The sequence below is a fragment of the Telluria sp. LT2P80 genome (assembly GCF_059685955.1).
On sequence record NZ_JCASIO010000002.1, the window covers coordinates 327,916 to 353,423 of the forward strand.

The 25,508-nt window shown below is 63.9% G+C and carries 19 protein-coding genes; 11 read left to right on the forward strand and 8 right to left on the reverse strand.

Annotated features, from left to right (window positions below; translation table 11 throughout):
* Positions 1-9: 9 nt before the first annotated feature.
* From AC56LW_RS07820 to AC56LW_RS07830, 3 genes are all read right to left on the reverse strand, one after another.
* Positions 10-1,107, reverse strand: coding sequence for an NAD(P)/FAD-dependent oxidoreductase (locus AC56LW_RS07820; RefSeq protein ID WP_258836386.1), 1,098 nt, complete (start codon positions 1,105-1,107; stop codon positions 10-12).
* Between the two features lie 120 nt (positions 1,108-1,227).
* Positions 1,228-1,551: a ferredoxin FdxA gene (gene fdxA / locus AC56LW_RS07825; RefSeq protein ID WP_482897632.1), complete on the reverse strand. Its 324-nt coding sequence runs from the start codon at positions 1,549-1,551 to the stop codon at positions 1,228-1,230.
* Between the two features lie 268 nt (positions 1,552-1,819).
* On the reverse strand, positions 1,820-3,271 hold the full coding sequence (locus AC56LW_RS07830; protein WP_499633304.1) for a hypothetical protein: 1,452 nt from the start codon (positions 3,269-3,271) through the stop codon (positions 1,820-1,822).
* A gap of 177 nt (positions 3,272-3,448) precedes the next feature.
* On the opposite strand from AC56LW_RS07830, the gene AC56LW_RS07835 reads away from it, so the two are divergent.
* Positions 3,449-3,727: a polyhydroxyalkanoic acid system family protein gene (locus AC56LW_RS07835; RefSeq protein ID WP_183549374.1), complete on the forward strand. Its 279-nt coding sequence runs from the start codon at positions 3,449-3,451 to the stop codon at positions 3,725-3,727.
* Positions 3,728-3,752: 25 nt separating this feature from the next.
* Here the strand turns inward: AC56LW_RS07835 and AC56LW_RS07840 are convergent, their stop codons facing one another.
* Together AC56LW_RS07840 and AC56LW_RS07845 are read right to left on the reverse strand one after the other, a co-directional pair.
* A complete protein-coding gene (locus AC56LW_RS07840) occupies positions 3,753-4,007 on the reverse strand; it encodes an acyl-CoA-binding protein (RefSeq protein WP_499633305.1) in 255 nt (84 codons plus the stop codon).
* A 182-nt stretch (positions 4,008-4,189) separates the two neighbouring features.
* Positions 4,190-4,546, reverse strand: a complete 357-nt coding sequence (locus AC56LW_RS07845; protein ID WP_499633306.1) for an FKBP-type peptidyl-prolyl cis-trans isomerase — start codon at positions 4,544-4,546, stop codon at positions 4,190-4,192.
* Positions 4,547-4,687: 141 nt separating this feature from the next.
* On the opposite strand from AC56LW_RS07845, the gene AC56LW_RS07850 reads away from it, so the two are divergent.
* The 4 genes from AC56LW_RS07850 (at position 4,688) to AC56LW_RS07865 (ending at position 12,712) form a co-directional block, all read left to right on the forward strand.
* Positions 4,688-5,566: an EI24 domain-containing protein gene (locus AC56LW_RS07850; RefSeq protein WP_499633307.1), complete on the forward strand. Its 879-nt coding sequence runs from the start codon at positions 4,688-4,690 to the stop codon at positions 5,564-5,566.
* A 372-nt stretch (positions 5,567-5,938) separates the two neighbouring features.
* Positions 5,939-9,268, forward strand: coding sequence for a transglycosylase domain-containing protein (locus AC56LW_RS07855; RefSeq protein WP_499633308.1), 3,330 nt, complete (start codon positions 5,939-5,941; stop codon positions 9,266-9,268).
* Positions 9,265-10,668: a TAXI family TRAP transporter solute-binding subunit gene (locus tag AC56LW_RS07860; RefSeq protein ID WP_499633309.1), complete on the forward strand. Its 1,404-nt coding sequence runs from the start codon at positions 9,265-9,267 to the stop codon at positions 10,666-10,668. The genes AC56LW_RS07855 and AC56LW_RS07860 overlap by 4 nt, the downstream gene beginning before the upstream one ends.
* A gap of 70 nt (positions 10,669-10,738) precedes the next feature.
* Positions 10,739-12,712: a CocE/NonD family hydrolase gene (locus tag AC56LW_RS07865; protein ID WP_499633310.1), complete on the forward strand. Its 1,974-nt coding sequence runs from the start codon at positions 10,739-10,741 to the stop codon at positions 12,710-12,712.
* A gap of 1 nt (position 12,713) precedes the next feature.
* Here the strand turns inward: AC56LW_RS07865 and AC56LW_RS07870 are convergent, their stop codons facing one another.
* The gene (locus AC56LW_RS07870) at positions 12,714-13,169 is read right to left on the reverse strand and encodes a rhodanese-like domain-containing protein (RefSeq protein ID WP_499633311.1); all 456 of its coding nucleotides are present in this window, start codon (positions 13,167-13,169) and stop codon (positions 12,714-12,716) included.
* 317 nt (positions 13,170-13,486) lie between these two features.
* Here AC56LW_RS07870 and glnA point away from each other — a divergent pair, with 317 nt between their 5' ends.
* The 5 genes from glnA to corA all read left to right on the forward strand — a co-directional run bounded on the left by glnA (position 13,487) and on the right by corA (position 19,324).
* On the forward strand, positions 13,487-14,902 hold the full coding sequence (glnA, locus tag AC56LW_RS07875; RefSeq protein ID WP_183549392.1) for a type I glutamate--ammonia ligase: 1,416 nt from the start codon (positions 13,487-13,489) through the stop codon (positions 14,900-14,902).
* A 196-nt stretch (positions 14,903-15,098) separates the two neighbouring features.
* Positions 15,099-15,614: a DUF4124 domain-containing protein gene (locus AC56LW_RS07880; RefSeq protein ID WP_332530232.1), complete on the forward strand. Its 516-nt coding sequence runs from the start codon at positions 15,099-15,101 to the stop codon at positions 15,612-15,614.
* The gene (glnL, locus tag AC56LW_RS07885) at positions 15,611-16,711 is read left to right on the forward strand and encodes a nitrogen regulation protein NR(II) (protein ID WP_183549396.1); all 1,101 of its coding nucleotides are present in this window, start codon (positions 15,611-15,613) and stop codon (positions 16,709-16,711) included. Before AC56LW_RS07880 ends, glnL begins: the two co-directional genes overlap by 4 nt.
* A gap of 65 nt (positions 16,712-16,776) precedes the next feature.
* A complete protein-coding gene (ntrC, locus tag AC56LW_RS07890; protein ID WP_332530234.1) occupies positions 16,777-18,285 on the forward strand; it encodes a nitrogen regulation protein NR(I) in 1,509 nt (502 codons plus the stop codon).
* A 70-nt stretch (positions 18,286-18,355) separates the two neighbouring features.
* On the forward strand, positions 18,356-19,324 hold the full coding sequence (corA, locus tag AC56LW_RS07895) for a magnesium/cobalt transporter CorA (protein WP_332530235.1): 969 nt from the start codon (positions 18,356-18,358) through the stop codon (positions 19,322-19,324).
* Here corA and AC56LW_RS07900 read toward each other — a convergent pair.
* Complete coding sequence (locus AC56LW_RS07900) at positions 19,319-20,128, reverse strand: EamA family transporter (RefSeq protein ID WP_499633675.1); 810 nt, start codon at positions 20,126-20,128, stop codon at positions 19,319-19,321. The genes corA and AC56LW_RS07900 overlap by 6 nt on opposite strands.
* 53 nt (positions 20,129-20,181) lie before the next feature.
* Positions 20,182-21,798 (reverse strand): NAD(P)/FAD-dependent oxidoreductase, encoded by a 1,617-nt coding sequence (locus AC56LW_RS07905; RefSeq protein ID WP_183549403.1) that lies wholly within the window; start codon positions 21,796-21,798, stop codon positions 20,182-20,184.
* Between the two features lie 581 nt (positions 21,799-22,379).
* On the opposite strand from AC56LW_RS07905, the gene AC56LW_RS07910 reads away from it, so the two are divergent.
* Positions 22,380-25,442, forward strand: a complete 3,063-nt coding sequence (locus tag AC56LW_RS07910; protein WP_499633314.1) for a TonB-dependent receptor — start codon at positions 22,380-22,382, stop codon at positions 25,440-25,442.
* The last annotated feature ends 66 nt before the right edge of the window (positions 25,443-25,508 follow it).

Sequence of the window (25,508 nt, forward strand, 5' to 3'; positions counted from 1 at the left end):
ACCGGCCGTTTAGTCGAAGACTGGCGTCTCGACGCCCAGGATCTTGTGCAGCTTTGGCGACGTGGTCGTGTACTGCATGTGGATCTTCTTGTCCGGGAAGATGTAGGGCGCAGCACCGAACGCAGCCAGTGCCGCTTCGTGGAAGCCCGACAGGATCAGCTTTTTCTTGCCCGGATAGGTGTTGATGTCGCCGACCGCGAAGATGCCCGGGACATTCGTCTCGAACTTCTCGGTGTCGACCACTTTCAGCTGCTTGCGCTCGATGTCCAGGCCCCATTCGGCGATCGGGCCCAGCTTTGGCGACAGGCCGAAGAACACCAGCAGCATGTCCAGCGGAACGCGGCGGGTGACGCCGTCGGCGCCCGTGACCTTCACTTCGGTCAGCTTGCCGTCTTTTTCATCGAAGCCGGTGACCTGGCCGGTGATCAGCTGCATCTCGTATTCGTCGCACAGCGCCTTCATCTTGGCGACCGAGCTTGGCGCCGCGCGGAAGTCGTCACGGCGGTGCACCAGCACCACGGACTCTGCTTTGCCGACGAAGTTCAGTGCCCAGTCGAGCGCCGAGTCGCCGCCGCCGCAGATGACGATGTTCTTGCCGTCGAAACGTGCCGGATCCTTGACGCGGTAGAACAGCTGTTCGTTTTCGAACTTGTCGATCGCGTCGACCTTGATCGTGCGCGCCTGGAACGAACCGACGCCGGCAGCGATGAAGATGGTCTTGGTAATGAACTGGGTACCGGTCGACGTCTCGACATTGAACCGGTTGTCTTCACGGCGCTGCACGCCGGTGACTTCCTGGCCCAGGTGGAACGTTGGCTCGAACGGCTCGATCTGCTTGAGCAGGTTGTCGGTCAGTTCCTGGCCCGTGCAGACCGGCACGGCCGGAATGTCATAGATCGGCTTGTCCGGGTACAGTTCCACGCACTGGCCGCCGACAGCTGGCAGCGAATCGATGACGTGGGCCTTGATTTCGAGCAGGCCGAGTTCGAAGACCTGGAACAGGCCGACCGGACCGGCGCCGATGATGACGGCATCGGTCTCGATGGCGCCGGCGAACGAACTGTTGGGAGCGATGCTGCCCGCTTCGTGGGTGGCACTGATAGTCATGCGCTTAAATCCTGTGATGTTTGAATGGTGAGGCGAGGGCGGCCGGAGCCGCCGTGCGTAACGCCCCCGGGACCGGCGCCGGCGCACAACAGCCGGTGCGACGGCAACCTGACCGCCCGATCAGCGAACCAGTTGGTCGAGCTTGTCCGTGACGTCTTTCCACTTGTCGGCGTCGGGCAGGGCGGCCTTCGTCTTGGTAATCGACGGCCAGAAGCGCGACAGATCGGCATTGATCTTGATGAACTGCTGTTGATCGCCGGGCACGTCTTCTTCGGCAAAGATTGCATTCACGGGGCACTCGGCGACGCACACGGCGCAGTCGATGCACTCGTCGGGATCGATGGCGAGGAAATTCGGGCCTTCCCGGAAACAATCTACCGGGCATACATCGACGCAGTCGGTGTAACGACAGCTGATGCACGATTCGGTGACAACGTGGGTCATAACAGTCCTATCAGTTGGTGGGGTGTCGCATTGCCGGGCGCACGAGGGCCGGCCGGACAAGACAAAGCACTGTATTTTAGGGCAATTCGGGTTTTCTCACAAACTCGCTTATATACACAATGGACATAAGCAAATGACGAGCGGTACCGCACGGGCGTGCGGTTCGCGCACGGGTGCGGGCGTCAGGCAGCCTGGCGCAACTGTACCAGCAGATTGTGCCATCCGCTGCCGCCGATGGCGGTGCGTGTGCTGATGCTCATGCTCATGTTCACGCGCGCAGTGACGCGTCGGCTTCCAGGTCGGCTGGGGATGTGGGCAGTATGGGCAGTGTGGGCAGGTTGAGGCCGAGCGGACCGGCGTTGCCGGGTTGGGTATGCCAACGGGCGACGACGCAGGTAGCGTCTTTGTATTCGGGCAATTGCATGGTGCCGCAGCAGGCGTGCCGGTCTTGCCTGGCGCCAGGGGCATCGCACACGCAGGCCGCCAGCGGCGCGTCGGGCAGGTACACGTCTTCGGTTGCGCCAGCTGGCGATTTGCCGGTCTCGACCACTTCGCGCCGGCTGAACTGGTTGCGGATGAAGCCGCCATACGCTGCGGGCTTGCCGTCGGCCGCGACCACCAGCAGCATGCCGTTGACCACGTCGGCGAACGTGGCGGCGGTATCGGGCGCGCCGATCAGGGCGCGCAGCAGCACGCCGCCCAGATAGGCCGCCACCCGGTGCAGCACGGCGGCGTCGTCTTCGCGCTCGGGATGGCGTTCATGGGCGAACAGGTCGGCCAGCACGTCGTACACGGCGCCCGTAAACACCTGGGAAATGGCATGCACCTGGGTGCCCACCTGGCTCAGGCGCAGGTCGTTGTCGGCATTGCGCAAGCCGTTGCGGTTGCCCAGCGCCAGCCCGAACTGCTCGGCGACGTCGGCCAGGAAGGATTTGTCGTGCAGATTGGCCTTGGTCTGAGCGACGATGGCTTCGCACTGGTCGAACTGCGACAAGGCCAGAAAGACGGCAGTGAGGTCGCCGAACGATTCGTGCAGGCCGCCCGTCTGGGGCGGGGCGTCGGCCTGCAGCCAGCGCGGCTTGATGCCGTCGAGGATCGCGTGGGCGGTCTCATGCGAGACGATATCGAACGAGCGGCAGGTAAATACGCGCTCGGCGCCGCCAGCGGGGACGAAGTCACCGAACTTCAGGCAGCCCTGGGTGCGGCTGTAGAACGCGTTCATGATGTCGGGCAAGCCGTGCGGGAAGACGCGCAGCGGACTGGTGTCGATGCTGCTATTCCATTGCCATGGCAGCGGCATGGCGACGCTGGCCGCTGCCAGCACGCGCTGGTACATGGTCAGGGTCTGGCGCACGACGGCATAGGTGTGCACGGCGTCGAACTGGGGCGTGTCGGCCTGGGTGACGAAGTCGCCACAGGGGTTTGGTTCGACCTGGTCGATGCCGGGCACGCCGGGCGCGATGCGGGCGTCGCGCGGACCGGCCAGCACGGCGCCGGGCAGATACGCCGTGCGGGTGCCGATGGCGCCGACCGACGGGTCTTGCTTCCACATCAGCACGCGGGCGCCGAAGGCTTGCGGCAGCGGCTCGGCATCGACAGGCGGGTCGGGGTCGGGCTCGGCGGTGGCGGCAGCGCCGTCGACCAGGCGCGCCATGCGGCCAGGTTGACGGGACCGTGCACCGTGCGTCGCCTCGTGCGGTTGCTGGGGGGGCATTTCCATGACGGCTCCTCGCGTAATGACGGCGTTCGCTTTCATGGTCGCCCGCCATGACGGGCACGCTTTGAGACGCGTCAATTGCGGCGTGACGAATGCATCAGTTCTAGCGAACTCTGGCATACGACCGCGTCAACTGGCATCATGGCGGATTGTTCGCAATATTTAGGAAGGAATGTCCCGATGGCGGAAATCAGCATCGTCCAGCAACACACCCTGAGCCCGGCTGCGGCGCGCACGGCGGCCGAGCAAGTGGCGCAGCGTATTGCGACCGAATATGGACTGGCATGCCAGTGGGATGGCGACGTGCTGCGCTTCGAGCGCAGTGGCGTGGAGGGGGCATTGACGCTGGAAGACCAGCAGGCGGCGATGCGGATCAACCTGGGATTCCTGATGGGCGCCTTCGCGCCGGCCATCGAGGCCAAGGTGGCGGAGAAGATGCGCAAGACCTTCGCCGCCTAGTCCACTACGACAGCGATTCCCTGAATCAGCCTTTCAGCTCTTCGATCAGATCGATGTATTGCTGCTGGGCTTCTTCTTGCGGCGTGCCGGCCAGACCGGCCCAGGCGTCGAACTTGGCGCGTGCCACGAAATCGGTCATGCCCGGACGCTCGCCGGTCGCGTCGCCGCTCGAACCCTGCTTGTACAGCGCATAGATCTTCAGCAAGGTCATATTGTCCGGACGCTCCGACAGATTCTTCGAATCGAGCTGGGCCTGGGTGAATTGTTCTTGGACGCTCATGGAAACTCCTGTGATGGTGGGTTGCAGTCTTGTCGCTTGGACAAGGCGGCAGGCATCTTAGCGCAGGAGGTGGCGACGACCCGGGGATTTGGGCGTACTTTAGAGGGGAACTTCAAATGCGGTGCAGTACCTGCCATGCGCCGCAAGAGAGGCGGGGCATGGCAGTGAAGCGATGCTATGGCTTAGACAGCCAGCAGGTCGACGTCGAAGATCAGGGTAGCGTTTGGCGGAATGACACCGCCGGCGCCGCGTGCGCCATAGCCCAGGGCTGCAGGAATGGTCAGGCGACGCGAGCCGCCGATTTTCATGCCTTGCACGCCTTCGTCCCAGCCGCGGATGACCTGGCGGGCGCCGAGTGCGAACTCGAACGGATCGCCACGGTCTTTGCTCGAATCGAACTTGGCGCCGAGGCTGCCGTCGTCGTTGCGCAGCCAGCCGGTGTAGTGCACGGTGACGTGCTGGCCAGCCTTGGCTTCGTCGCCGGTGCCGGTGACGAGTTCTTCGTATTGCAGGCCAGAATCGGTAGTGATGGTGGACATGGTCTTCCTTGTTGTTCAGATTGAACGACGATTGTAGTGCATGGGTCGGGAAACCGCCATTGTCCGGGCCAGCCGTGCGCCCCGTTGCAGCCCGGCGCGCTCCCGTAGAATGCGCTCTCGACCTTCCCAACTGGAGTAGCCATGCCGCATGCCGACAGCGCGACCGTGATTCCGAGGACCGCCCCGATGAAGGGCGTCCTGCTTGCCTGGCGGCGCGCGCTGCGCTCGCAGTTCAGCGGCCGCATGCTGCTGCTCTCGCTGGTCCCGCTGCTGCTGTCGCTCACGCTGTGGGGCGTCGCGATGTGGCTGGGCCTGCAGCCGCTGCTCGACTGGCTGCACGGGCTGTTTACCGACTACGGCGGCTTCGATGCGAGCAACAGCATGCTGGGTATGCTAGGGCTGGGCATGCTCAAGGTGATGGTCGTGCCGCTGCTGGCGATTGCCTTGCTGCTGCCCCTGATGATTGCATCGAGCCTGCTGTTCATGGGCATCGTCGCGATGCCGGCCATCGAGCGTCACGTGAGTGGCCGTCACTTCCCCGCGCTCGACAGGAAAGAGGGCGGCTCGTTCGTCGGCAGCCTGGCCATCAACGTCGGTAGTACGGCCGTGTTCGCGCTGTTGTGGCTGTTCACGCTGCCGCTGTATGCCATACCGCCGCTGGCCTGGCTGGTGCAGGCCGGCCTGTGGGCCTGGGTCACGTCGCGCGTGATGAGCTACGACGCACTGGCCGCGCACGCCAGCGGGGCCGAGCGCCAGGTGCTGATGCGCACCTGCCGTCCGGCGCTGCTGACGATCGGCCTGGTCTCGGGCCTGGCCGGCGCGCTGCCCGGCATCGCGTGGATGGGTGGGGCGGTGATCTCGGTCGTGCTGTTCCCGGTGCTGGCGCTGGTGTCGCTGTGGCTGTACATCATGCTCTTTTTGTTTGCCGGGCTCTGGTTCCAGTATTACTGCCTGCAGGCACTGGTGGAGCTGCGCGCGCAGCACCTTCCAGCACATCCCGGCGCCGGCGCTTCCATTTAAATCAGTGGTGCGCTGTGCACCGGCACCATGTCGGGCGCGTTAACTGCCAGCGTCAACCGTGCATACGACGCTTGATGCGTTGCTGCCAACAGTCGTGACGCACAGGCATCGCTTGCGGTCATGCCATTTAACCAACCCGTTGTTTTTTTGCGAAAATATTCCGGTATAGGCCGATTTGTTAAACGGTATCTCGCGTGTATCTTATTGATGTGGTGGAATATTACCTATGGACGGGGCAATCTGGAGTGGGATTGCACTGCTGAAATTTGTGAACTAACAGACACCACAATCACTCGAACGGACCAGCAGCAATAGATGGCGAGCAGGTTGGCGGGGGTTGCAAGCGTTTTGATTCGGACCGGTTAAGCCATCATGGAAAGTATTCGTCGCCTCGTGCGACCAAACAATGTATTCGGCAAGCGCGCCGCCACCTCGCGGAGCGAGCCGACCATGGACGGCGCAGTTGCCGCGCCAGTCGTCGTCGCAGCGGGCGCTGCAGCGTCGGGGGCGTCTGCGTCCCCGTCCGCCCCGGATTCGGCGGGTGACGTTCCCCTGCACGATGCCTTCCCGCACCTGGCTGACAACGGCCATGGCAGCGGCGGCGGGCCGGGCGACCCGTCCGGTGGGCCGGATGGGTCGCCGCCAGCGCCGCGCAAGCGCCGCTGGAAGCTCTGGCTGGCGCTGATCGGCTTGCTGCTGATCGCTGCCGCGGCGGCCTGGGCCGTGACGGAAACGCGCACCTCGCGCCTGCAGGCGAAAATCTTCGCCGACATGGCCAGCGAACTCACGTTCCGCATGGCCAATGGCCCAAGCGATTCGATCCGCTTCCCGGCCGCCAGCCCGTACGACACCCGGCTCGGCTATGCCGGCCTGCCGAAATACCTCGAACGCCTGCAGACGCGCGATTACGCGATCGCGTCGCAGGCGCGCATCTCGCCGCAGATGGTCAAGATGGCCGATCTCGGCCTGTACGCCACCTACCACGAGAAAACCAAGGTCGGCCTCGAGATCCTCGATTGCCGCGCCCAGCCCCTGTTCACGTCGCGCTTCCCCGAGCGCTTCTACGACAAATTCGACGCCGCGCCGTCGCTGCTGGTACAAAGCCTGCTGTTCATCGAAAACCGCGAACTGCTCGACGCGAGCCACCCGCGCCGCAATCCGGCCGTCGAATGGGACCGCTTCTCGAAAGCCGTGTTCGACAAGACGCTGGCCAGTGTCGGCCTGGGCGGCGACGGCCGCGTGGCCGGCGGCAGCACGCTGGCCACGCAGATCGAAAAATACCGGCACTCGGCCGAGGGCCGCACCGGCTCGCTGACCGACAAGATCATCCAGATGGCCTCGGCCACGCTGCGCGCTTACCAGGACGGCGAAGACACCACGGGGTCGCGCCGCCAGGTCGTGCTCGACTACCTGAACACCGTGCCGCTGTCGGCCAAGCCGGGTTACGGCGAAGTCAACGGTATCGGCGACGGCATGTGGGTCTGGTACGGCCGCGATTTCGCCAAGGTCAACGCCATGCTCAAGGGCCCGATGACGAGCCCGGACGCCGTCATGGCCTACAAAGAGGCGCTGTCGCTGATGATTGCCCAGCGCCGCCCGGCGTATTACCTGGGCGCCGGCGAAAGCGACCTGGAAACCCTGACCAACAGCCACCTGCGCGTGCTGTCGCAGCAGGGCGTGATTTCGCCGCAACTGCGCGACGCTGCCCTGAGCGCCAATCTGAAACCGGCGCTGCACACGGGCGTGGCGCCGCCACCGGCGGATGCGTTCGTCTCGCGCAAGGCGGCCAATGCAGTGCGCAACCATGTGGGTTACCTGATCGGCGACTCGCGCCTGTACAACGTCGACCGCTTGGATCTGTCGGTGGTCTCGACCCTCGACGGCAATGCCCAGCAAGCCGTCACGACTGCGCTGCGCAAGCTGTCCGACGCCGAACACGCGAAAGAAGCCGGCCTGACGGGCAAGGGCATGCTGGGCAATGGCGACCCGGCGCAAGTGGTCTACAGCTTCACGCTGATGGAGCGGGGCGAGCACGTCAACTACCTGCGCGTGCAGACCGACAACTACGACCAGCCACTGGACATCAACGAAGGCGCCAAGCTCGATCTGGGTTCGACGGCCAAGCTGCGCACGCTGGTGACCTACCTCGACATCGTCGACCAGCTGCACAAGCGCTTTGGCGCGATGGACAAGATTGGCCTGATGGGCGTCGAAGTCGATGCGAAAGACCGCATGTCGCAGTGGGGCCTCGACTACTTCCGCACATTGCCTGACGGCGCCGACCGCAGCCTCAAGCCCATGCTCGACGCCGCCATGGCGCGCAAGTACTCGGCCAATCCAGGCGAGCGCTTCTTTACCGGTGGCGGCCTGCACACGTTCGGCAACTTCAGCAAGCTCGACGACAGCCGCATCATGGATGTGAACCAGGCGCTGCGCAGCTCGACCAACCTCGTGTTCGTGCGCATGATGCGCGACGTCGTGCGTTACTACATGTTCCAGTTGCCGGGCTCGTCCGCGCAACTGCTGGCCGACGCCGACGATCCGCGCCGCGCCGCCTATCTGGCGCGCTTTGCCGACAACGAAGGCAAGGTCTTCATGGCCAAGTTCTGGAACAAGTACAAGGGCAAGACGCCGCAGGAAGTCGAGACGCTGCTGTTCTCCGGCGTGCGTCCGCTGGCCTCCAAGCTCGCGGCGGCCCACCGCACCGTGGTGCCGAACGCCACGCTGGCGCAGTTTGGCGCGTTCATCGATGCATCGGTCCCGGCCAGCAACGAGATCGATCCCGACCGTATTCCGAAACTGTACGAGACCTATGACCCACGGAACATGTCGCTGGCCGACCGCGGCTACGTGTCATCGGTGCACCCACTCGAACTGTGGCTGGTGAGCTACCTGCGCACCCATCCAAAAGCGACCTGGTCCGAAGTGACGGCCGCCAGCGTCAAGGAGCGCCAGGAAGTCTACCAATGGCTGTTCAAGACGCATCGCAAGCACGCGCAGGACAACCGCATCGCCGGCCTGCTCGAGGTGGAAGCATTCCTGAAGATCCACGCGCAGTGGAAGAAAATGGGCTACCCGTTTGATTCGCTCGTGCCGTCATACGCGACCACACTGGGCGCCTCGGCCGACCGGCCGGCCGCGCTGGCCGAGATGATGGGCATCATCGTCAATGGCGGCGTGCGCAAACCGATCGAGCGCATCGATTCGCTGCACTTTGCCAAGGCCACGCCGTATGAAACGCTCGTGCGCCGCAACAAGGGCGGTGGCAAGGAACAAGTGCTGGCGCCCGAAGTCGCGCGCGCCGTGGCCGACGCCATCCAGGGCGTCGTCTCGGACGGCACCGCCAAGCGCGTCAAGACCGCCTTCGTGCAATCGGACGGCAGCATCATCGCCGTGGCCGGCAAGACCGGTACCGGCGACCAGCGCTTCGATGTGTATGCCCGTGGCGGCCGCCTGGTCGAGTCGCGCTACGTGAATCGCTCGGCGACGTTCGTGTTCAACATCGGCGAACGCTTCTACGGCAGCATGACCGCGTACGTGCACGGGCCGCAGTCCGAAAACTACGACTTCACCAGCGCGTTGCCGGTGCAGCTGCTCGTCACGCTGGCGCCGAGCCTGATGCCGATGATCGAACCGCCGGCCGCGCCAGCGCCCGTGCCCGGCCAGGCCGTCGCCGCCGCGCCGCGGCAGTGCGTGCGTTGAGGCCAGGGCAGGATCTTCCGGGCGCGCCAGTCAAGGGGCTGCGCGCCCGCCTGCAGAACTTCAGCATCGTTTCGCTGCGCGACCTGGTCGTGGCCACCGGCCCGACGATCCTGCTGGTCGCGGCGGCCGTGGTGCTCGCCTACTGGTGGGTCGACCCGGCGCCGCCGCGCACGCTGCGGCTGGCCACGGGCCAGGAAAACTCCGCCTACGAGCAATTCGGCAAGCAATATGCCAGCGTGCTGGCGCGCGACGACATCAAGGTCACGCTGCAGGGCACGCTCGGCTCGCAGGACAATCTGCAGCAGTTGCTGGCCGGGCAGGCCGATGTCGCGTTCGTGCAAAGCGGCTCGACCGACGACAGGGTTGGCAACGCCGACAGCGTCGAGCGGCGCGGCCTGGTCTCGCTGGGCAGCTTGTTTACCGAACCCGTGTGGCTGTTTGTGCGCGACGAAGCGAATGTCACGCGGTTGCCCGATCTGCGCGGCAAGCGCATCAACCTGGGGCCGGAAGGCACCGGCGTGCCGCGCCTGGTGCGCCAGCTGCTCGACGCCAACAATATCGTGCCGGGCGCATTGACGATCAGCGACCTGGCCAACACGCCGGCGACGGTCGAATTGCTGGCCGGGCGCATCGACGGCCTGGTGTTCAGCTCGGCGCCGGAAGCGCCGCTGATCCAGATGCTGCTGCAAACGCCGGGCATTCGCCTGTTCGATTTTTCGCAGGCCGAAGCCTATACGCGGCGCCTGCCATTCCTGACGCACGTGGTGCTGCCGCGCGGGATCGTCGACCTTGGCCGCAATATCCCGAACCAGGATTACCACCTGATCGCGCCAACCGCCACGCTCGTCGCGCGCGAGGAAATCCATCCGGCGCTGGTGGGCCTGCTGGTCAAGGCGGCGACCGAGATCCACGGCGGCGCCGGCTGGTTCCAGCAGCAGGGCCAGTTCCCGTCGCCGAAGTACACGGAAATCCCGGTCGCGCCCGAAGCGGCGCGCTACTACCGCGATGGCCCGCCGTTCATGCAGCGCTACATGCGGTTCTGGCTGGCCAACCTGGCCGAGCGGCTGTGGGTCGTGGTGGTGGCGCTGACGGCGCTGTTGATTCCGCTGTCCAAGATCGTGCCGCCGATTTACGTCTGGCGCGTGCGTTCGCGCGTGTACCGCTGGTACGGTGAGCTGCGCGCCATCGAACAGTCGCTGGAGGAGAGCGGGGCCGACGCCACCGAGGCGGTGCGCAAGGAGTTGCTGGGCCGGCTCGATGGGCTGGAAGACCGCGTCAACCATATCTCGGTGCCGCTCGCCTACGCGGACGAGCTGTACCGGCTGCGCAGTCACATCCACCTGGTGCGCGAGCGGGTGCGCGGCGTGCACGAGGACCAGTCAGCGCAGCCGGTGGCTTGAGCATGTCTTTTTGGAATTGACCGGGAATCCCATTACACTGGCGTCCCCAGTCATCTCTTCGAAGGCCGTCATGATCCGCCGCACGCTTCCCGCCCTTGTTTTCGGCTTGTGCCTTGCCGCTGGCCTGGCCAGCCCGTCTGCCGCGATTGCCGCGGACAGTGTCAAGGACAGCAAGCGCCCGACGCGCGAAGCCTATACCAAGTACGAGTACCGGATCCCGATGCGTGACGGTGTGCAGCTGTTCACGGTCGTCTACGTGCCGAAGGACAGCTCGCGCAGCTACCCGTTCCTGATGCAGCGCACCCCGTACAGCGCTGGCGTACGTGCCGAAGGCGAACTGCGCTATGGCGTGGACTGGCTGCCCGAGTCGCTGGGGCCATCCCGCGAATTCGAGGAAGCCGGCTACATCTTCGTGAGTCAGGACGTGCGTGGCCGTTACATGTCCGAAGGGACGTGGCAGGAAATGACGCCGCACGGCAAGGGCAAGCTGGCAAAAGGCGAGGGCCGCGAGAGCGACGACATGTACGATACGGTCGCCTGGCTGCTGAAGAACATCCCGAACAACAACGGCAAGGTCGGCATCTGGGGCATCAGCTACCCGGGCTTCTACGCCGCCGCCAGCGTCATCGATTCGCACCCGGCGATCAAGGCCGCCTCGCCCCAGGCGCCGATTGCCGACCTGTACATGGGCGACGATTCGTACCACGGCGGCGCCTTCAAGCTGGCCGCCAACTTCGACTTTTATGCCGCTTTCACGGCCGCGCCGAACCCGACGCCGCTGCCAAAGACCGGCAGCGAATTCGATTACGGCGTGGCCGATGGCTACGATTATTTTCTGAAGCACCGCACGCTGGCGAATATCGCCGCGACCATGACCGACACGCAGCGCGAGCTGTTCATGCCGAACATCGAGCACGACACCTATGACAGCTTCTGGAAAGAGCGCGCCATTGGCCCGCACCTGAACAACGTCAAGGCCGCCGTGCTGACGGTGGGCGGCTGGTTCGATGCGGAAGACGCCGCTGGCCCGTTCATCGTGCACCGCGCGCTGGAAGCGCAGAACAAGGGCGGCAACCATGCCCTCGTGGTGGGCCCGTGGGTGCACGGCGGCTGGGAGCGCGGAGACGGCGCCCGGCTTGGCCACGTCAAGTTCGACGCGAAAACAAGCGAATGGTTCCGGCGCGAGGTCCAGTTCCCGTTCTTCGAGCAGCACCTGAAGGGCGTCAAGCCGAACACCACGCTGGCGCCGGTGACCGTGTTCGAGACGGGCACGAATGTCTGGCGCCAGTACGACGCCTGGCCGCCGAAACCGGCGAAGGCGCGCACGCTGTACTTTGGCGCGAATGGCGCACTGCGCTGGCAGCAGCCGACCGCGACGATGAGCACGACCACGGGCGCAGGTTTCGATGAATACGTGGCCGACCCGGCGCGCCCGGTGCCGTACATCGGCTACCCGGCGCTGGGCGTGCCGCGCGAATACATGGTGTCGGACCAGCGCTTTGCCGCCACCCGGCCCGACGTGCTGGTGTACCAGAGCGCCGTGCTGGAAGAGGATGTGACGGTCGCCGGGCCGGTCACGCCCAAGCTGTTCGTGTCCACGAGTGGCACCGACGCCGACTGGGTCGTCAAGCTGATCGATGTCTACCCGGCCAGTTTCCCGACCCCGGCAGCCGAGCGGGGCGGCGATGTCGGCCCGCCCACGGTGAGTCTGGGTGGCTTCCAGCAACTGGTGCGTGGCAATCCGCTGCGCGGCAAGTTCCGCAACAGCTATGAAAAGCCCGAACCGTTCGTGCCGGGCAAGGTCGAACCCATCAAGTATGAACTGGGCCAGGTGAACCACACCTTCCGGCGCGGTCACCGGATCATGGTGCAGGTGCAAAGCTCGTGGTTCCCGCTGATCGACCTGAATCCGCAAACGTTCATGCGCATTCCCGACGCACAGCCCGGCGACTTCAAGAAAGCGACCCAGCGCGTGTATCACGCGCCAGGAACGGCGTCCGGGCTGGAACTGATGGTGCTGCCGAACCCGGGTAGCGCCAACTAGGTCAGGCGCCGATCCACGGCAGGCCGGCCGTGCACCAGCCGCCGATCGTCTTGCGGTGCCCGTCGCCGTCGCGATCGCCTTCGAACCCTTCCAGGATGTCGAAGGCGTTTGCATAGCCCAGCTCGGTCGCCACGCGCGCGCCGTGGCGCGAGCGCACGCCCGAGCGGCACAGGAACAGCAGCACGTCGTCCTTGCCGGCTACCTGTTCGAGCTGTGCGCCAAAGTCCGGATTGGGGGCGCCGCCCGGATAGGTGGCCCACTGCACTGCCAGGTGCTGCGCCTGGCCGATCGCGACGCGGCCCACCCAGTCGCGTTCGGCGTTGGTGCGCACGTCGACCAGCTTGACGTCCGGGCTGCTCTGGAGCAGGTCGAATGCTTCCTGAGGCGTCACTGCACCAGCGTAGGGCTGGTCAGCGCCACGCTGGCGCGCCGCCGTGAGAATCTGTTCTTTGATCATGTCGGGTTGGTCCATTCATCGTTTGTCATCGTCAATGCACCATCCTGGAGCGCAGTCGGGTGCGCTCAATTGGTGCAAGCACGTAGAATTGCTCGTTAGTGGTGCAAATCGGCGTACAGGTAAATCTTGCCATACGCCCCCGGTCGAGGCGATTTTATGGGTAAACTAACCCATTGCCCAAGAACGATTTGCGCATAGCCTCATGCACTGAAGTTGGCATCGTCGTTGACACCCAGTTGGCACATTTCGTGCTTCATCATGATGCAAGTTGTCGGTTCGCATAGACTGACATCCCTTTTTCAATTAGGAGATTCCGAATGGCAAAGTCCGCCGCAGATGTAATGCAAATGGTCAAAGACAACGAAGTCAAATTCGTTGATTTACGCTTCGCCGATACCCGCGGCAAGGAACAACACGTCACGGTCCCGGTGTCGCACTTCGACCTGGACAAATTCGAATCCGGCCACGCCTTCGACGGTTCGTCGATCGCCGGCTGGAAAGGTATTGAAGCGTCGGACATGCTCCTGATCCCGGATGCAAACACCGCCAATATCGACCCGTTCATGGAAGAGACCACGCTGTTCATGCAGTGCGACGTCGTCGAGCCATCGGACGGCAAGGGCTACGACCGCGATCCGCGCTCGATCGCCAAGCGCGCTGAAGCCTACCTGAAATCGTCGGGCATCGGCGACACCGCCTACTTCGGCCCAGAGCCAGAGTTCTTCATCTTCGACGCCGTGCGCTGGAAGCTGGACATGTCGGGTTGCTTTGTCAAGATCGATTCCGAAGAAGCATCGTGGTCGACCGACAAGGAATTTGAAGGCGGCAACAGCGGTCATCGTCCAGGCGTGAAGGGCGGCTATTTCCCAGTGCCACCAGTCGACTCGTTCCAGGACATGCGCTCCGAAATGTGCCTGATCCTCGAATCGATGGGCATCCCGGTTGAAGTGCACCACCACGAAGTCGCCGGCGCCGGTCAGAATGAAATCGGCACCAAGTTCTCGACGCTGATCGAGCGCGCCGACTGGACCCAGAACATGAAATACGTGATCTGGAACGTGGCCCACAGCTACGGCAAGACCGCGACCTTCATGCCAAAGCCAATGGCTGGCGACAACGGTTCGGGCATGCACGTGCACCAGTCGATCTGGAAAGATGGCAAGAACCTGTTCGCAGGCGACGGCTATGCAGGTCTGTCGGACACGGCCCTGTTCTACATCGGCGGCATCATCAAGCACGCCCGCGCCCTGAACGCGATCACCAATCCAGGCACCAACTCGTACAAGCGCCTGGTGCCAGGCTTCGAAGCCCCGGTCAAGCTGGCGTATTCGGCCCGTAACCGTTCGGCCTCGATCCGCATCCCGCACGTGGCGAACCCGAAAGGCCGCCGCATCGAGACGCGTTTCCCGGATCCACTGGCGAACGTCTACCTGTGCTTCGCAGCACTGATGATGGCCGGTCTGGATGGTATCCAGAACAAGATCCACCCGGGCGAAGCGGCAACGAAAGACCTGTACCATCTGCCGCCTGAAGAAGACAAGCTGATCCCGACGGTGTGCGCATCGCTGGAAGAAGCACTGGACGCACTGAACGAAGACCGCGAGTTCCTGACCCGTGGCGGCGTGTTCAGCGACAGCATGATCGATGCCTACATCGACCTGAAGATGCAGGAAGTCCAGCGCATGCGCATGACCCCGCACCCAGCCGAATTCGACATGTACTACTCGTCGTAATCGGTCCATCCAGGCTGGCACGGATGTGCATCGCGCCGGCCTGGCGGGTAGAACAAACGCGGGGAAAGCCATGCTTTCCCCGCGTTTTTTGTTGCTTGGAGTTTATATTCCTTGGGGTATAGTCGGGCGCATCTACAATAGCGTGCCCTTGCGACCAACCGGGATGGGAATGACAAATAGTGTGTTTCAGGCCAGTGTGGCCGTTTTTACCGCCGTGTTTGCCTCAGTGCTGCTGTGCGCCAGTGCGCAGGCGCAAATCTACCGTTGTACCGATGCCAATGGCCGGCCGCTGTACACCGACACCAAGGTCGGCAAGTGCCAGCTGATCGACACCGGCTACAGCGCGCCGCCGGCAGCCTCGGCCCCGATTCCTGCACCGCGCTCGGCGGGCGGTGGGGGCGGTTCATCCGCGTCGAATTCCGCCCCGGCGGCGGCGCCAAGCGCGGCCCAGTCGAACTTCCCGCGCGTGGACAATGTGCTGCAGCGCGCCCGCGACGACGAGCGGCGCGAGATCCTGGGCGATGAACTGCGCCTGGAAGAACGCAAGCTCACTGATCTGAAGCGCGTCTTCAACAACGGCGAGCCGGAGCGCCAGGGCAACGAGCGCAACTACGCCAAATACCAGGAGCGCGTGGCCTCCATGCGCGACGAAATCAACCGCAGCGAACGCAATATCGAAGCGCTCAGGCGCGAGATCGGTAATATCAGATGACCCTGCCTCCGATGGCGCCACCCGTGTACGACCCGGGCAACCCGGCCCGTTATGCCGGCCTGGACTTGCTGGCCTCGGCCGTGATGATGACCGGGCCCGATGGCGAAGTGGTGTATGCCAACGCCGCCGCCGAAAACCTGATGGAGCTGTCGTTCAAGTCGCTGCAGCGCCATCGCCTGCCCGAACTGTTTACCAATGGCGCCGAGATTGGCGTGCTGATCACGCAGGCGCTGGTGCACCAGTATGCCGACCTGCGCCAGGACCTGACGCTGCAGAGGAGCGGGCGTGAACCGCTGCACGTGAACAGCATCGTCAGCGCCCTGGGCGACGGCACGGCGCTGATCGAGCTGCGCGAGAATGTGCAGCAACTAAAACTCGACCGCGAAGAGCGCCTGATGGACCAGAGCCAGGCCAACAAGGAGCTGATCCGCAACCTGGCGCACGAGATCAAGAATCCGCTGGGCGGCATCCGCGGCGCCGCGCAACTGCTCGAACTCGAGCTGCCGCCGCACCACCTGCTGGAGCTGCAGGAATACACGCAGGTGATCATCAAGGAAGCCGACCGCCTGCAGACGCTGGTCGACCGCCTGCTGGCGCCGCACCGCAAGCCGCACATCGTCGGCGACGTCAATATCCACGAAGTGTGCGAGCGCGTGCGCAGCCTGATCCTGGCCGAATTTCCGCAGGGGCTGTCGATCCGGCGCGATTACGATGCGTCGATTCCCGAGTTTCGCGGCGATATGGAGCAGCTGATCCAGGTGGTGCTGAACATCGCCCACAACGCCGCGCAGGCCGTCGCCGGGCGCATTGCGCAGGGCGACGCCGAGATCGTCCTGCGCACCCGCGTGGCGCGTCAGGTCACGCTGGCCAAGGTCCGCTACGGGCTGGCATTAGACTTGCATATCATTGACAATGGACCGGGCATCGCGCCCGATATCCGCGACCGCATTTTCTATCCGCTCGTATCCGGGCGTGACGGCGGGAGTGGCCTCGGGCTGACGCTGGCGCAAACGTTTGTGCAGCAACACCTGGGTGTGATCGAGTGCGAAAGCCGGCCTGGACTGACGGATTTCCGGATCCTGCTGCCCCTGCCATAAGCGGGAGAAAGCGGACCGCACCGGCCGGTCCTTTATTGAATCCATGTTGCGGGAAGCACGAAACCATGAAACCAATCTGGATTGTCGACGACGATGCATCGATTCGCTGGGTCCTTGAAAAAGCCCTGGCGCGCGAAAGTCTGGAGACCCGCAGTTTCGCCAATGCGCGCGAAGCCATGACTGCCTTTGAAACCGACACGCCGCAAGTGCTGGTGTCGGATATCCGCATGCCGGGCGAATCCGGCATCGACCTGCTGCAAGCCGTCAAGGAACGCCATCCGGGCCTGCCGGTCATCATCATCACGGCGTTCTCGGACCTCGATTCGGCGGTGTCCTCGTTCCAGGGCGGCGCCTTTGACTATCTGGCCAAGCCATTCGACATCGACAAGGCCGTCTCGCTGATCCGGCGTGCGTTAGAGGAGAGTTTGCGCGAAGCGAGTGTCGAAGCGCCGCCCGCTGAAACCCCCGAGATCCTCGGCCACGCACCGGCGATGCAGGAAGTGTTTCGCGCCATCGGTCGCCTGTCGCAGTCGAATGTCACGGTGCTGATCACGGGCGAATCGGGCACCGGCAAGGAGCTCGTGGCGCGCGCGCTGCACAAGCACAGCCCGCGCGCGCAGCAACCGTTCATCGCACTGAACACGGCGGCCATTCCGAAAGACCTGCTCGAATCCGAGCTGTTCGGCCACGAGCGCGGCGCGTTCACCGGCGCGCAGGCGATGCGGCGCGGCCGCTTCGAGCAGGCCGAAGATGGCACGCTGTTCCTCGACGAAATCGGCGACATGCCGTTCGACCTGCAGACGCGTTTGCTGCGCGTTTTGTCCGATGGTCACTTCTACCGCGTGGGCGGCCACCAGCCGGTCAAGGCCAATGTGCGCGTGATTGCCGCCACCCACCAGAACCTCGAGCAGCGCGTGCGCGACGGCTTGTTTCGCGAAGACTTGTACCACCGCCTGAACGTGATCCGCCTGCGCCTGCCGTCGCTGCGCGAACGCAACGAAGACATTCCTGTTCTTACGCGCCACTTCCTGGTGCAAAGTGCGCACCAATTGGGGGTGGAACCCAAGCGCATGAGCGAGCAGGCGATGCGCTTCCTGTCGGGCCTGGAGCTGCCGGGCAATGTGCGCCAGCTGGAAAACCTGTGCAACTGGATCACCGTGATGGCCCCGGGGCAGACCGTGGAGGTCAAGGACCTGCCGCGCGACCTGACCCAGGGTTCGGCGCCGCTGACAGGGAGCAGCGTGCCGAACGTGGTGCCGCTGTCCGACGGCATCGTCGGCGCCGGTGCGCTGCCGGTGGCATCCGGCGGTGGCGTCGTGCTGCAGACAGCCGGTGCGCAATCGCCCGAAGGCTGGCTGGGGCTGCTTGAACTGCAGGCGGCCGGCATGCTGAGCGCAGGGCAGATGGACGTGATGGATATCCTGGGCCGCCAGTTCGAATCGGCCCTGATCCGTACGGCGCTCAAGCACACGCACGGGCGCAAGAACGACGCGGCCATGCGCCTCGGTATCGGGCGCAATACCATCACGCGCAAGATCGTGGAACTGGGGATCGACGGCGCGCGCGAAGAGTAGGCTTTTAGATGACAGGGTGTTGGTGTAAAGTCCTGCATCGGCGCGCTGCGCCCGTTTCATTTTCTACTCAATGCTGATCAATTGCGTCGCCTACCAGGAAGGCAAGAAGCTGTCCGATATCCCGGTCGAGGATATCAGCGAATACATCAAGCTGGATGACACCTTTGTCTGGGTCGCATTGCGCGACCCGGACCCTGCCGACATCGCGCTGATGCAGGAAGAATTCGGCCTACACGAACTGGCGGTGGAAGACGCGCTGCGCGGCCACCAGCGGCCCAAGCTCGAAGAGTACGGCGACTCGCTGTTCGTCGTCGTGCAGATCGTCGAGCTGGTGGGTGACGAGATGTCCGTCGGCCAGTTGTCCGTCTTCGCCGGCCCCAATTACGTGCTGTCGGTGCGGCGTGACGCCAACCAGGGTTTTCTCGGCGTGCGGGCGCGCGCCGAGCGCGAACCGCACCAGCTCAGGAAAGGCGCTGGCTTTGTGCTGTACGCGCTGGTCGACGCCGTGGTCGACCGCTACTTCCCCGTGGTCGACACGCTCGAATCCGAGCTCGAATCGATCGAAGACCACATCTTTTCCATGCAGGGCAAGCAGCGCGACAATGTCGAGCGCCTGTATGACCTGAAACGCAAGGCCCAGACGCTGCGCCACGCCGTGATGCCCCTGATGGATGCGCTCGGGCGCCTGTACGGCGGGCGCGTGCCGGGCGTGGTGGACGAGACCCAGGAATACTTCCGCGACGTGCATGACCACCTGCACCGCATCGCCGGCCGCCTGGACGCCGTGCGCGACACGATCAACACCGCGATCCAGGTGACCCTGTCGATGGTGGCGATCGAAGAAAACGAAGTGAGCAAGAAGCTGGCGTCATATGCGGCGATCTTCGCGGTGTTTACCGCGTTCGCCGGCGTGTGGGGCATGAACTTCGAATTCATGCCGGAGCTGAAATGGAAGTATGGTTACCCGTTCGCGATCTTTACGATGGTGTGCGTGTGCGGCTACCTGTATCGCAAGTTCAAGCGGGTGGGGTGGTTATAGGGGCTGGCGCTTGCCAGCCGTGGCGGCCGCGCCGCCAGACGCCACGATCACCAGTACGATCGCCAGCCACTGCAGGCTGGTCAGGCGCTCTCCGAGCCAGATGAAGCCGGCCAGTGCCGCGATGGCTGGCCCGCTGCTGACCAGGATGCCGAACACCCGCTGCGGCAGGCGCCGCAGCGCCATCATCTCGAGCGAGTAGGGCAGGGCGGACGACAGCAGCGCCACCGCCACGCCGCCCGCCAGCATGGCCGGCGTGAACAGCGCCATGCCCGCATGCGCCACGCCGAACGGCACCGCGAACACGCTCGCCGCCAGCAAGCCCCAGGCCACGGCCTGGCCGCCGTGTAGCGTCGAGACGCGCTTGCCGAACACGATGTACATCGCCCAGCAAAATGCCGCCGCCAGCGCATACGCGATGCCGGCCGGGTCGAGCTGCGTTGCACCAGCCACCGGCAGCAGCAGCCACAAGCCGACGCCGGCGCACGCCACCCACACAAAATCGCGCGCATGGCGCGACGACAGCACGACGACCGCCAGCGGTCCCGTGACCTCGATCGCCACCGCGATCCCCAGCGGGATGCGCTCGAACGCGCGGTAGATGCACAGGTTCATCGCGCCCAGCATCAGGCCGTACACGAGCAGGTTGCCCACATCGGCGCGCGCCGGCCGCCCAAAGCGCCATGGCCGCACGATGGCCAGCAGGATCAGCGCCGCCAGGCCCACGCGCAGGGCAGTGACGCCTTCGCTGCCGACGGCCGGAAACAGGCCCTTGGCCCAGGCCGCGCCCGCATTGACCGACACCATCGAGGCCAGGATCGCCAGACCCGGGCCCCATGCCGCATGCCGGCCCGCTGCGTTCAACGTGGCGCCATGGCCAATGCCACCGCCTCGGCCACGCGGATGCCGTCGACGGCCGCCGACATGATGCCGCCTGCGTAACCGGCGCCTTCACCGGCCGGGAACAGGCCGCGCGTGTTCAGGCTTTGCAGGTCGTCGTTGTTGCGCCGGATGCGGATCGGCGACGAGGTGCGCGTTTCCACGCCCGTCAGCACCGCGTCTTCCTTGTAGTAGCCCTTGATCTGCTTGTCGAAGGCGACAAAGGCTTCGCGCATCGCGACGATGGCGTAGTCGGGCAGCGACGTGGCCAGGTCGGTCAGGTGCACGGCCGGCAGGAACGATGGCGTGACCGAACCGAGCGACGTGGATGGCCGGCCTGCCACGAAGTCGCCCATCAGCTGGCCCGGTGCGTCGTAGGTCGAGCCGCCCAGCACGAATGCGCGCGATTCGAGCTCGCGCTGGAACGCGATGCCGGCCAGCGGGTGGCCCGGGAAATCCTCGGGCGTGATGCCGACCACGATGGCGCTGTTGGCATTGCGCTCGTTGCGCGAATACTGGCTCATGCCGTTGGTGACGACGCGGCCTTCTTCGCTCGACGCGGCCACCACGGTGCCGCCCGGGCACATGCAGAAGCTGTAGACCGAACGGCCGTTGGATGCGTGGTGCACGATCTTGTAGTCGGCCGCGCCCAGCAGCTTGTTGCCGGCGTTCGGACCGAAGCGGCAGACGTCGATCAGCGACTGCGGGTGCTCGACCCGGAAGCCGATCGAGAATGGCTTGGCTTCGATGTACACGCCGCGTTCGTACAGCATCTCGAAGGTGTCGCGCGCGCTGTGGCCGATGGCGATCGTCAGGTGGCGGGTGGGGATTTCTTCGCCGCTGGCCAGGCGCACGCCGACCACCTGGCGCACGCCGCCGGTTTCTTCGATCAGGACATCCTGCATGCGCGTGTCGAAGCGCATTTCGCCGCCCAGGTTGATGATCTCGGCGCGCATCTGCTCGACCATCTTGACCAGGCGGAAGGTGCCGATGTGCGGCTTGCTGACGTACATGATCTCTTCGGGTGCGCCGAACTTGACGAACTCGGTGAGCACCTTGCGGCCGTGGTGGTTGCTGTCCTTGATCTGGCTGTAGAGCTTGCCGTCCGAGAAGGTGCCGGCGCCGCCTTCACCGAACTGCACGTTCGACTCGGTATCGAGCTTGCGCTTGCGCCAGAAACCGAAGGTGTCGACGGTGCGCTCGCGCACGACCTTGCCGCGCTCGAGCACGATCGGGTTCAGGCCCATCTGCGCCAGGATCAGCGCAACGAACAGCCCGCACGGACCGGTGCCGACGACGACCGGGCGCGGGGTGCCGGGGGCTGGTTTGGCGGCATTGACGAACTTGTACTCGACGTCGGGGGCGGGCATCACGTGCGGGTCGCGCAGCTTTGCCAGCACGGCCTTGTCGTCGGCAACGGTCGCGTCGATCGAGTAGATCAGAACGATGGCGGATTTCTTGCGCGCGTCATAGCTGCGCTTGTAGACGGCAAAGTCGAGCAGTTCGGCGTCAGCGATGCCAAGGCGGGCCAGGATGGCGTCGCGCAGGGCGGCGTCCGGATGGTTCAGGGGGAGTTTGAGTTCGTTAATACGCAGCATGGGAGTGGTTGCTAGTGAGGCAACAAAAGTAGGACGGCAAAAGCCGTTATTTTACCCCGCCCCATCGGTGCCTGACGGTATGTCACCTAAAAAAACGAATAGTCTTTAAATCGTAAATACAAAGTATGTGTGATCTTTGAAGATTGTCACAGCCAAAGTGCGGTGGTGGTCTCCATTCGTGCCGTTTTACAACGACTTTTGTGGAACTATCGCAACGTCGAGCCGCAGAAATCCATAAAAAAATCCTGCCGCGCGCACGTCGAAAAGTGCACTGCACCAGGGAGTTTTCTGAGCTGTTTTGGTGAATGAACGCACCACGCGCGCACGCTGTCTCGTACCCACAACATTGTGCGAACGAAAATAACGAAATGCACACGCATATGCATAAAAAGTTGTTGACGCCACAACGTCCTATGCATGAACGTAGATGAACGTTCATTTTCTTTACGAAGGAAAAATGGCATGAACGTACTTACAGGGTAATGTGGGTGTACAGGGAGGGGCGCTACCGCGATCGGTGCTGGTGCGACCAACAACAGGACTGCCATGAGCGGTCCGGCAAAAAAGAGAAAGCAAATCACATGTTGAAGAAAACTGTATTAGTTCACGCATTGAGCCTGGCCTTTGGTGGCGCAGTGATTGGCATGGCTGCCATGTCGCCGGCAATGGCACAGTCGAATGCATCGGGTAGTGTCTTCGGTACCGTCGTTCCAGGCAGCAACGTGCAGGTTCTCATCGAGAATACCGACATCGGTATCCGCCGCACCCTGACCCCGGATGCACAGGGCCGTTTCGTCGCCAGCTCGCTGCCGAGCGGCACGTACCGCGTGTCCCAGTTGCGTGACGGCGCCGTCATCGGCTCGGTCAACGTCGAGACCGGCATTGGCCGCAATGGCGAAGCCATCTTCGCCGCCGCCGCACCGGCCGGCGGCGCCCAGGTCGTCCAGGTGACCGGCACCCGCGCCACCATCGACACCAGCAGCTCCGGCAGCAGCGCGACCTTCAGCGCGCGCCAGCTCGCCGCGCTGCCGATCGCCCGCAGCGTCGAAGCCATCATCCAGCTTGCGCCCAACACCACCACCGCCGACTCGCGCTTCGCAGGTGGCGCGTCGTTCGGTGGCGGCGCAGCATCCGAGAACTCGTACTACATCAACGGTTTCCCTGTCACCAACCCGCTGACCGGTCTGGGCGCTGCCCAGCTGCCATTCGGCGCGATCGCCGAAGCGCAAGTGCTGACCGGCGGCTTTGGCGCCGAGTTCGGCCGTTCGATCGGCGGCGTGGTCAATATCGTCACCAAGTCCGGCACCAATACCTGGGAGGCCGGCGGCATCGCGACCTGGGAACCGAAATCGCTGCGCGCCAAACCGCACGATATCTATTACGCCAACACGGGCACCCCGAACAACACGGGCACCGACGGCACGCTGCGCCTGGCGCGCGCCGAAAACACGCTGGATCGCAAGGTGTATGGCGCCTACGTCGGCGGCCCGATCATCAAGGACAAATTGTTCTTCTTTGCTTCGGCCGAACAAACCGATGTCGAGGAAGGTGTGGTCAACACCTTCCGCATCGCCACCAACAGCGGCAACGTGGGGTGGCGCGAGCGTGACACCAAGATCGAACGCTATATGGCCAAGCTCGACTGGAACATCACCGACAACCACCGCCTTGAATTCACCACGCTGGGCGACACGCCGGAAGTGAACAGTTCGGACAGCGGCTTCAATTACGCAACCCGCACCCGCAGCGGCGTTGTCAACTCGAGCTCGCGCCGCATCAACGTCGACAGCAACGGCGCCAAGATCAACACCCTGCGCTATGTCGGCAACCTGACCGACGACCTGACCGTGACCGCCCTGTATGGCCGTTCGAAGTCGCCGCACGAAAACTACTTCACCGGCTACAACCCGGACCTGTACCAGACCTCGGCGTCGCTCGACGCACGTGCCCCTGGCCTCAGCTACCCCAACCCGCAAAACATCAGCGGCAACATTCTGGCGCCTGGCTCGGAAGACATCGTCGATTCGGGTCGTTTTGACGTCGAATGGCGCCTCGGCGCGCACACCTTGCGCGGCGGCTTCGACCAGACCAAGGTCGAGTCGGTTGCTGCCGGCGAATTCCGCGCCGGTGGCGGCCTGTGGACCTACTTCCGCACCGGCACGCCGTCGGCGCAGATCGAAGGACCGAACGGTGTGCTGATCCCGTCACCAGCGAGCACCGGTACCGCGCTGGGCAACCAGGGCTACTACGTGACCCGCGATCTGTTCTCGACAGTCACGAATTCGTTCGGCGAACAAAGCGCGTGGTACCTGGAAGACCGCTATCAGGCGACCGATAACCTGCTGCTGACCTTTGGCGTGCGTAATGAGTCGTTCAAGAACCAGAACGATTCGAAGACCACCTTCCTGGAAATGAAGAACCAGTACCAGCCGCGCCTGGCCGCAGTCTGGGACGTCAATGGCGACGCCAGCTTCAAGGTGTACGCGACCATGGGCCGCTACTCGGTGCCGATCCCGACCCACATCTCGGTGCGTGGCGCTGGCCGCTCGACCTACACCGCGCAATACTATGGCTACACCGGCGTCGACGCCAACGGTGCGCCGACCGGCCTGACGCAGCTGAGCGAACCGCTGTCGAACAACAACGAATATGGTCAGGACAAAGTTGTCGAGACCCTGGCAGCGCGCAATATGGAACCGACCTACCAGGACGAAATTACGTTCGGCTTCGAAAAAGCCTGGTCGCCATCGCTGAACTTCGGTGCCAAGGCAATCCACCGCAAGCTGCAGTCGACCATCGATGACTTCTGCGACGTGCGTCCGTTCCAGCGTTTCGCCGCAGCCAACGGCATTGCGATCACCAACCCGCTGTTCGGCAACAGCTGCCAGACCTTCAATCCAGGTGAAGACAACGACTTCCTGGTCGACTTCTCCGGCGACACATCGAACCTCACGCCCGTCAGTCTGACTGCGGCGGACATGGGCTTCGACAAGCCGAAGCGGACCTACTCGTCGGTCGAAGCCTTCCTGGAACACCCGTTCCGCAGCGGCTGGTACGGCAAGGTGAGCTATGTGTGGTCGCGCAACAAGGGCAATACCGAAGGCCAGGTGCGTTCGGATAATGGCCAGGCGGACGTCGCCGTGACGTCGTCGTGGGATTACCCCGAGCTGATGGAAGGCGCCTACGGCTACCTGCCGAACCACCGCAAGCACCAGGTCAAGGCGTTCGGCTTTTATCAGTTCAACGATGAGATCACCGTCGGTGGCAATGCGCTGATCGCGTCGGGCCGTCCGCGCAGCTGCATCGGCAGCGCCGCCAGCCCGGGCAATTCGCCGAACTATCCGAACCAGACGTTCTATTGCGGCGGCCTGCAACGTTCGCAAAATGTCCTGACCCCGCGCGGTTCGGTTGGCAGCCTGCCCTGGACCCACCGTTGGGACATGAACGTGGCCTACAAGCCTAACTTCATCAAGGGCCTGCAGCTGCGCGTCGATGTGTTCAATATGTTCAACAGCCAGTCGGTGGCCAGCGTCACCGAGGCGTACAACAACGGCGTCAATGTCAGCAGCCTGTACCAGACGCCGCTGTCGCTGACTGCACCGCGTTATGCCCGTTTCTCGGTGATGTACGATCGCAAGTTCTGATCCGTTCGTTTTCAGGACAAATGCCAAACCGCCCTCCGGGGCGGTTTTTTATTGGGTTGCTTAAAT

Excerpts from the sequence above, each read along its gene's own strand:
- AC56LW_RS07910 (WP_499633314.1), top strand. The coding sequence starts at position 22,380 with ATGTTGAAGAAAACTGTATTAGTTCACGCATTGAGCCTGGCCTTTGGT.
- corA (WP_332530235.1), top strand. The coding sequence starts at position 18,356 with ATGCTGATCAATTGCGTCGCCTACCAGGAAGGCAAGAAGCTGTCCGAT.
- AC56LW_RS07855 (WP_499633308.1), top strand. The coding sequence starts at position 5,939 with ATGGAAAGTATTCGTCGCCTCGTGCGACCAAACAATGTATTCGGCAAG.
- AC56LW_RS07845 (WP_499633306.1), bottom strand. The coding sequence starts at position 4,546 with ATGTCCACCATCACTACCGATTCTGGCCTGCAATACGAAGAACTCGTC.
- AC56LW_RS07905 (WP_183549403.1), bottom strand. The coding sequence starts at position 21,798 with ATGCTGCGTATTAACGAACTCAAACTCCCCCTGAACCATCCGGACGCC.
- glnA (WP_183549392.1), top strand. The coding sequence starts at position 13,487 with ATGGCAAAGTCCGCCGCAGATGTAATGCAAATGGTCAAAGACAACGAA.
- AC56LW_RS07850 (WP_499633307.1), top strand. The coding sequence starts at position 4,688 with ATGCCGCATGCCGACAGCGCGACCGTGATTCCGAGGACCGCCCCGATG.
- AC56LW_RS07840 (WP_499633305.1), bottom strand. The coding sequence starts at position 4,007 with ATGAGCGTCCAAGAACAATTCACCCAGGCCCAGCTCGATTCGAAGAAT.
- AC56LW_RS07820 (WP_258836386.1), bottom strand. The coding sequence starts at position 1,107 with ATGACTATCAGTGCCACCCACGAAGCGGGCAGCATCGCTCCCAACAGT.
- AC56LW_RS07900 (WP_499633675.1), bottom strand. The coding sequence starts at position 20,128 with ATGGTGTCGGTCAATGCGGGCGCGGCCTGGGCCAAGGGCCTGTTTCCG.
- AC56LW_RS07865 (WP_499633310.1), top strand. The coding sequence starts at position 10,739 with ATGATCCGCCGCACGCTTCCCGCCCTTGTTTTCGGCTTGTGCCTTGCC.
- ntrC (WP_332530234.1), top strand. The coding sequence starts at position 16,777 with ATGAAACCAATCTGGATTGTCGACGACGATGCATCGATTCGCTGGGTC.
- AC56LW_RS07870 (WP_499633311.1), bottom strand. The coding sequence starts at position 13,169 with ATGATCAAAGAACAGATTCTCACGGCGGCGCGCCAGCGTGGCGCTGAC.
- fdxA (WP_482897632.1), bottom strand. The coding sequence starts at position 1,551 with ATGACCCACGTTGTCACCGAATCGTGCATCAGCTGTCGTTACACCGAC.
- glnL (WP_183549396.1), top strand. The coding sequence starts at position 15,611 with ATGACCCTGCCTCCGATGGCGCCACCCGTGTACGACCCGGGCAACCCG.
- AC56LW_RS07830 (WP_499633304.1), bottom strand. The coding sequence starts at position 3,271 with ATGGAAATGCCCCCCCAGCAACCGCACGAGGCGACGCACGGTGCACGG.
- AC56LW_RS07835 (WP_183549374.1), top strand. The coding sequence starts at position 3,449 with ATGGCGGAAATCAGCATCGTCCAGCAACACACCCTGAGCCCGGCTGCG.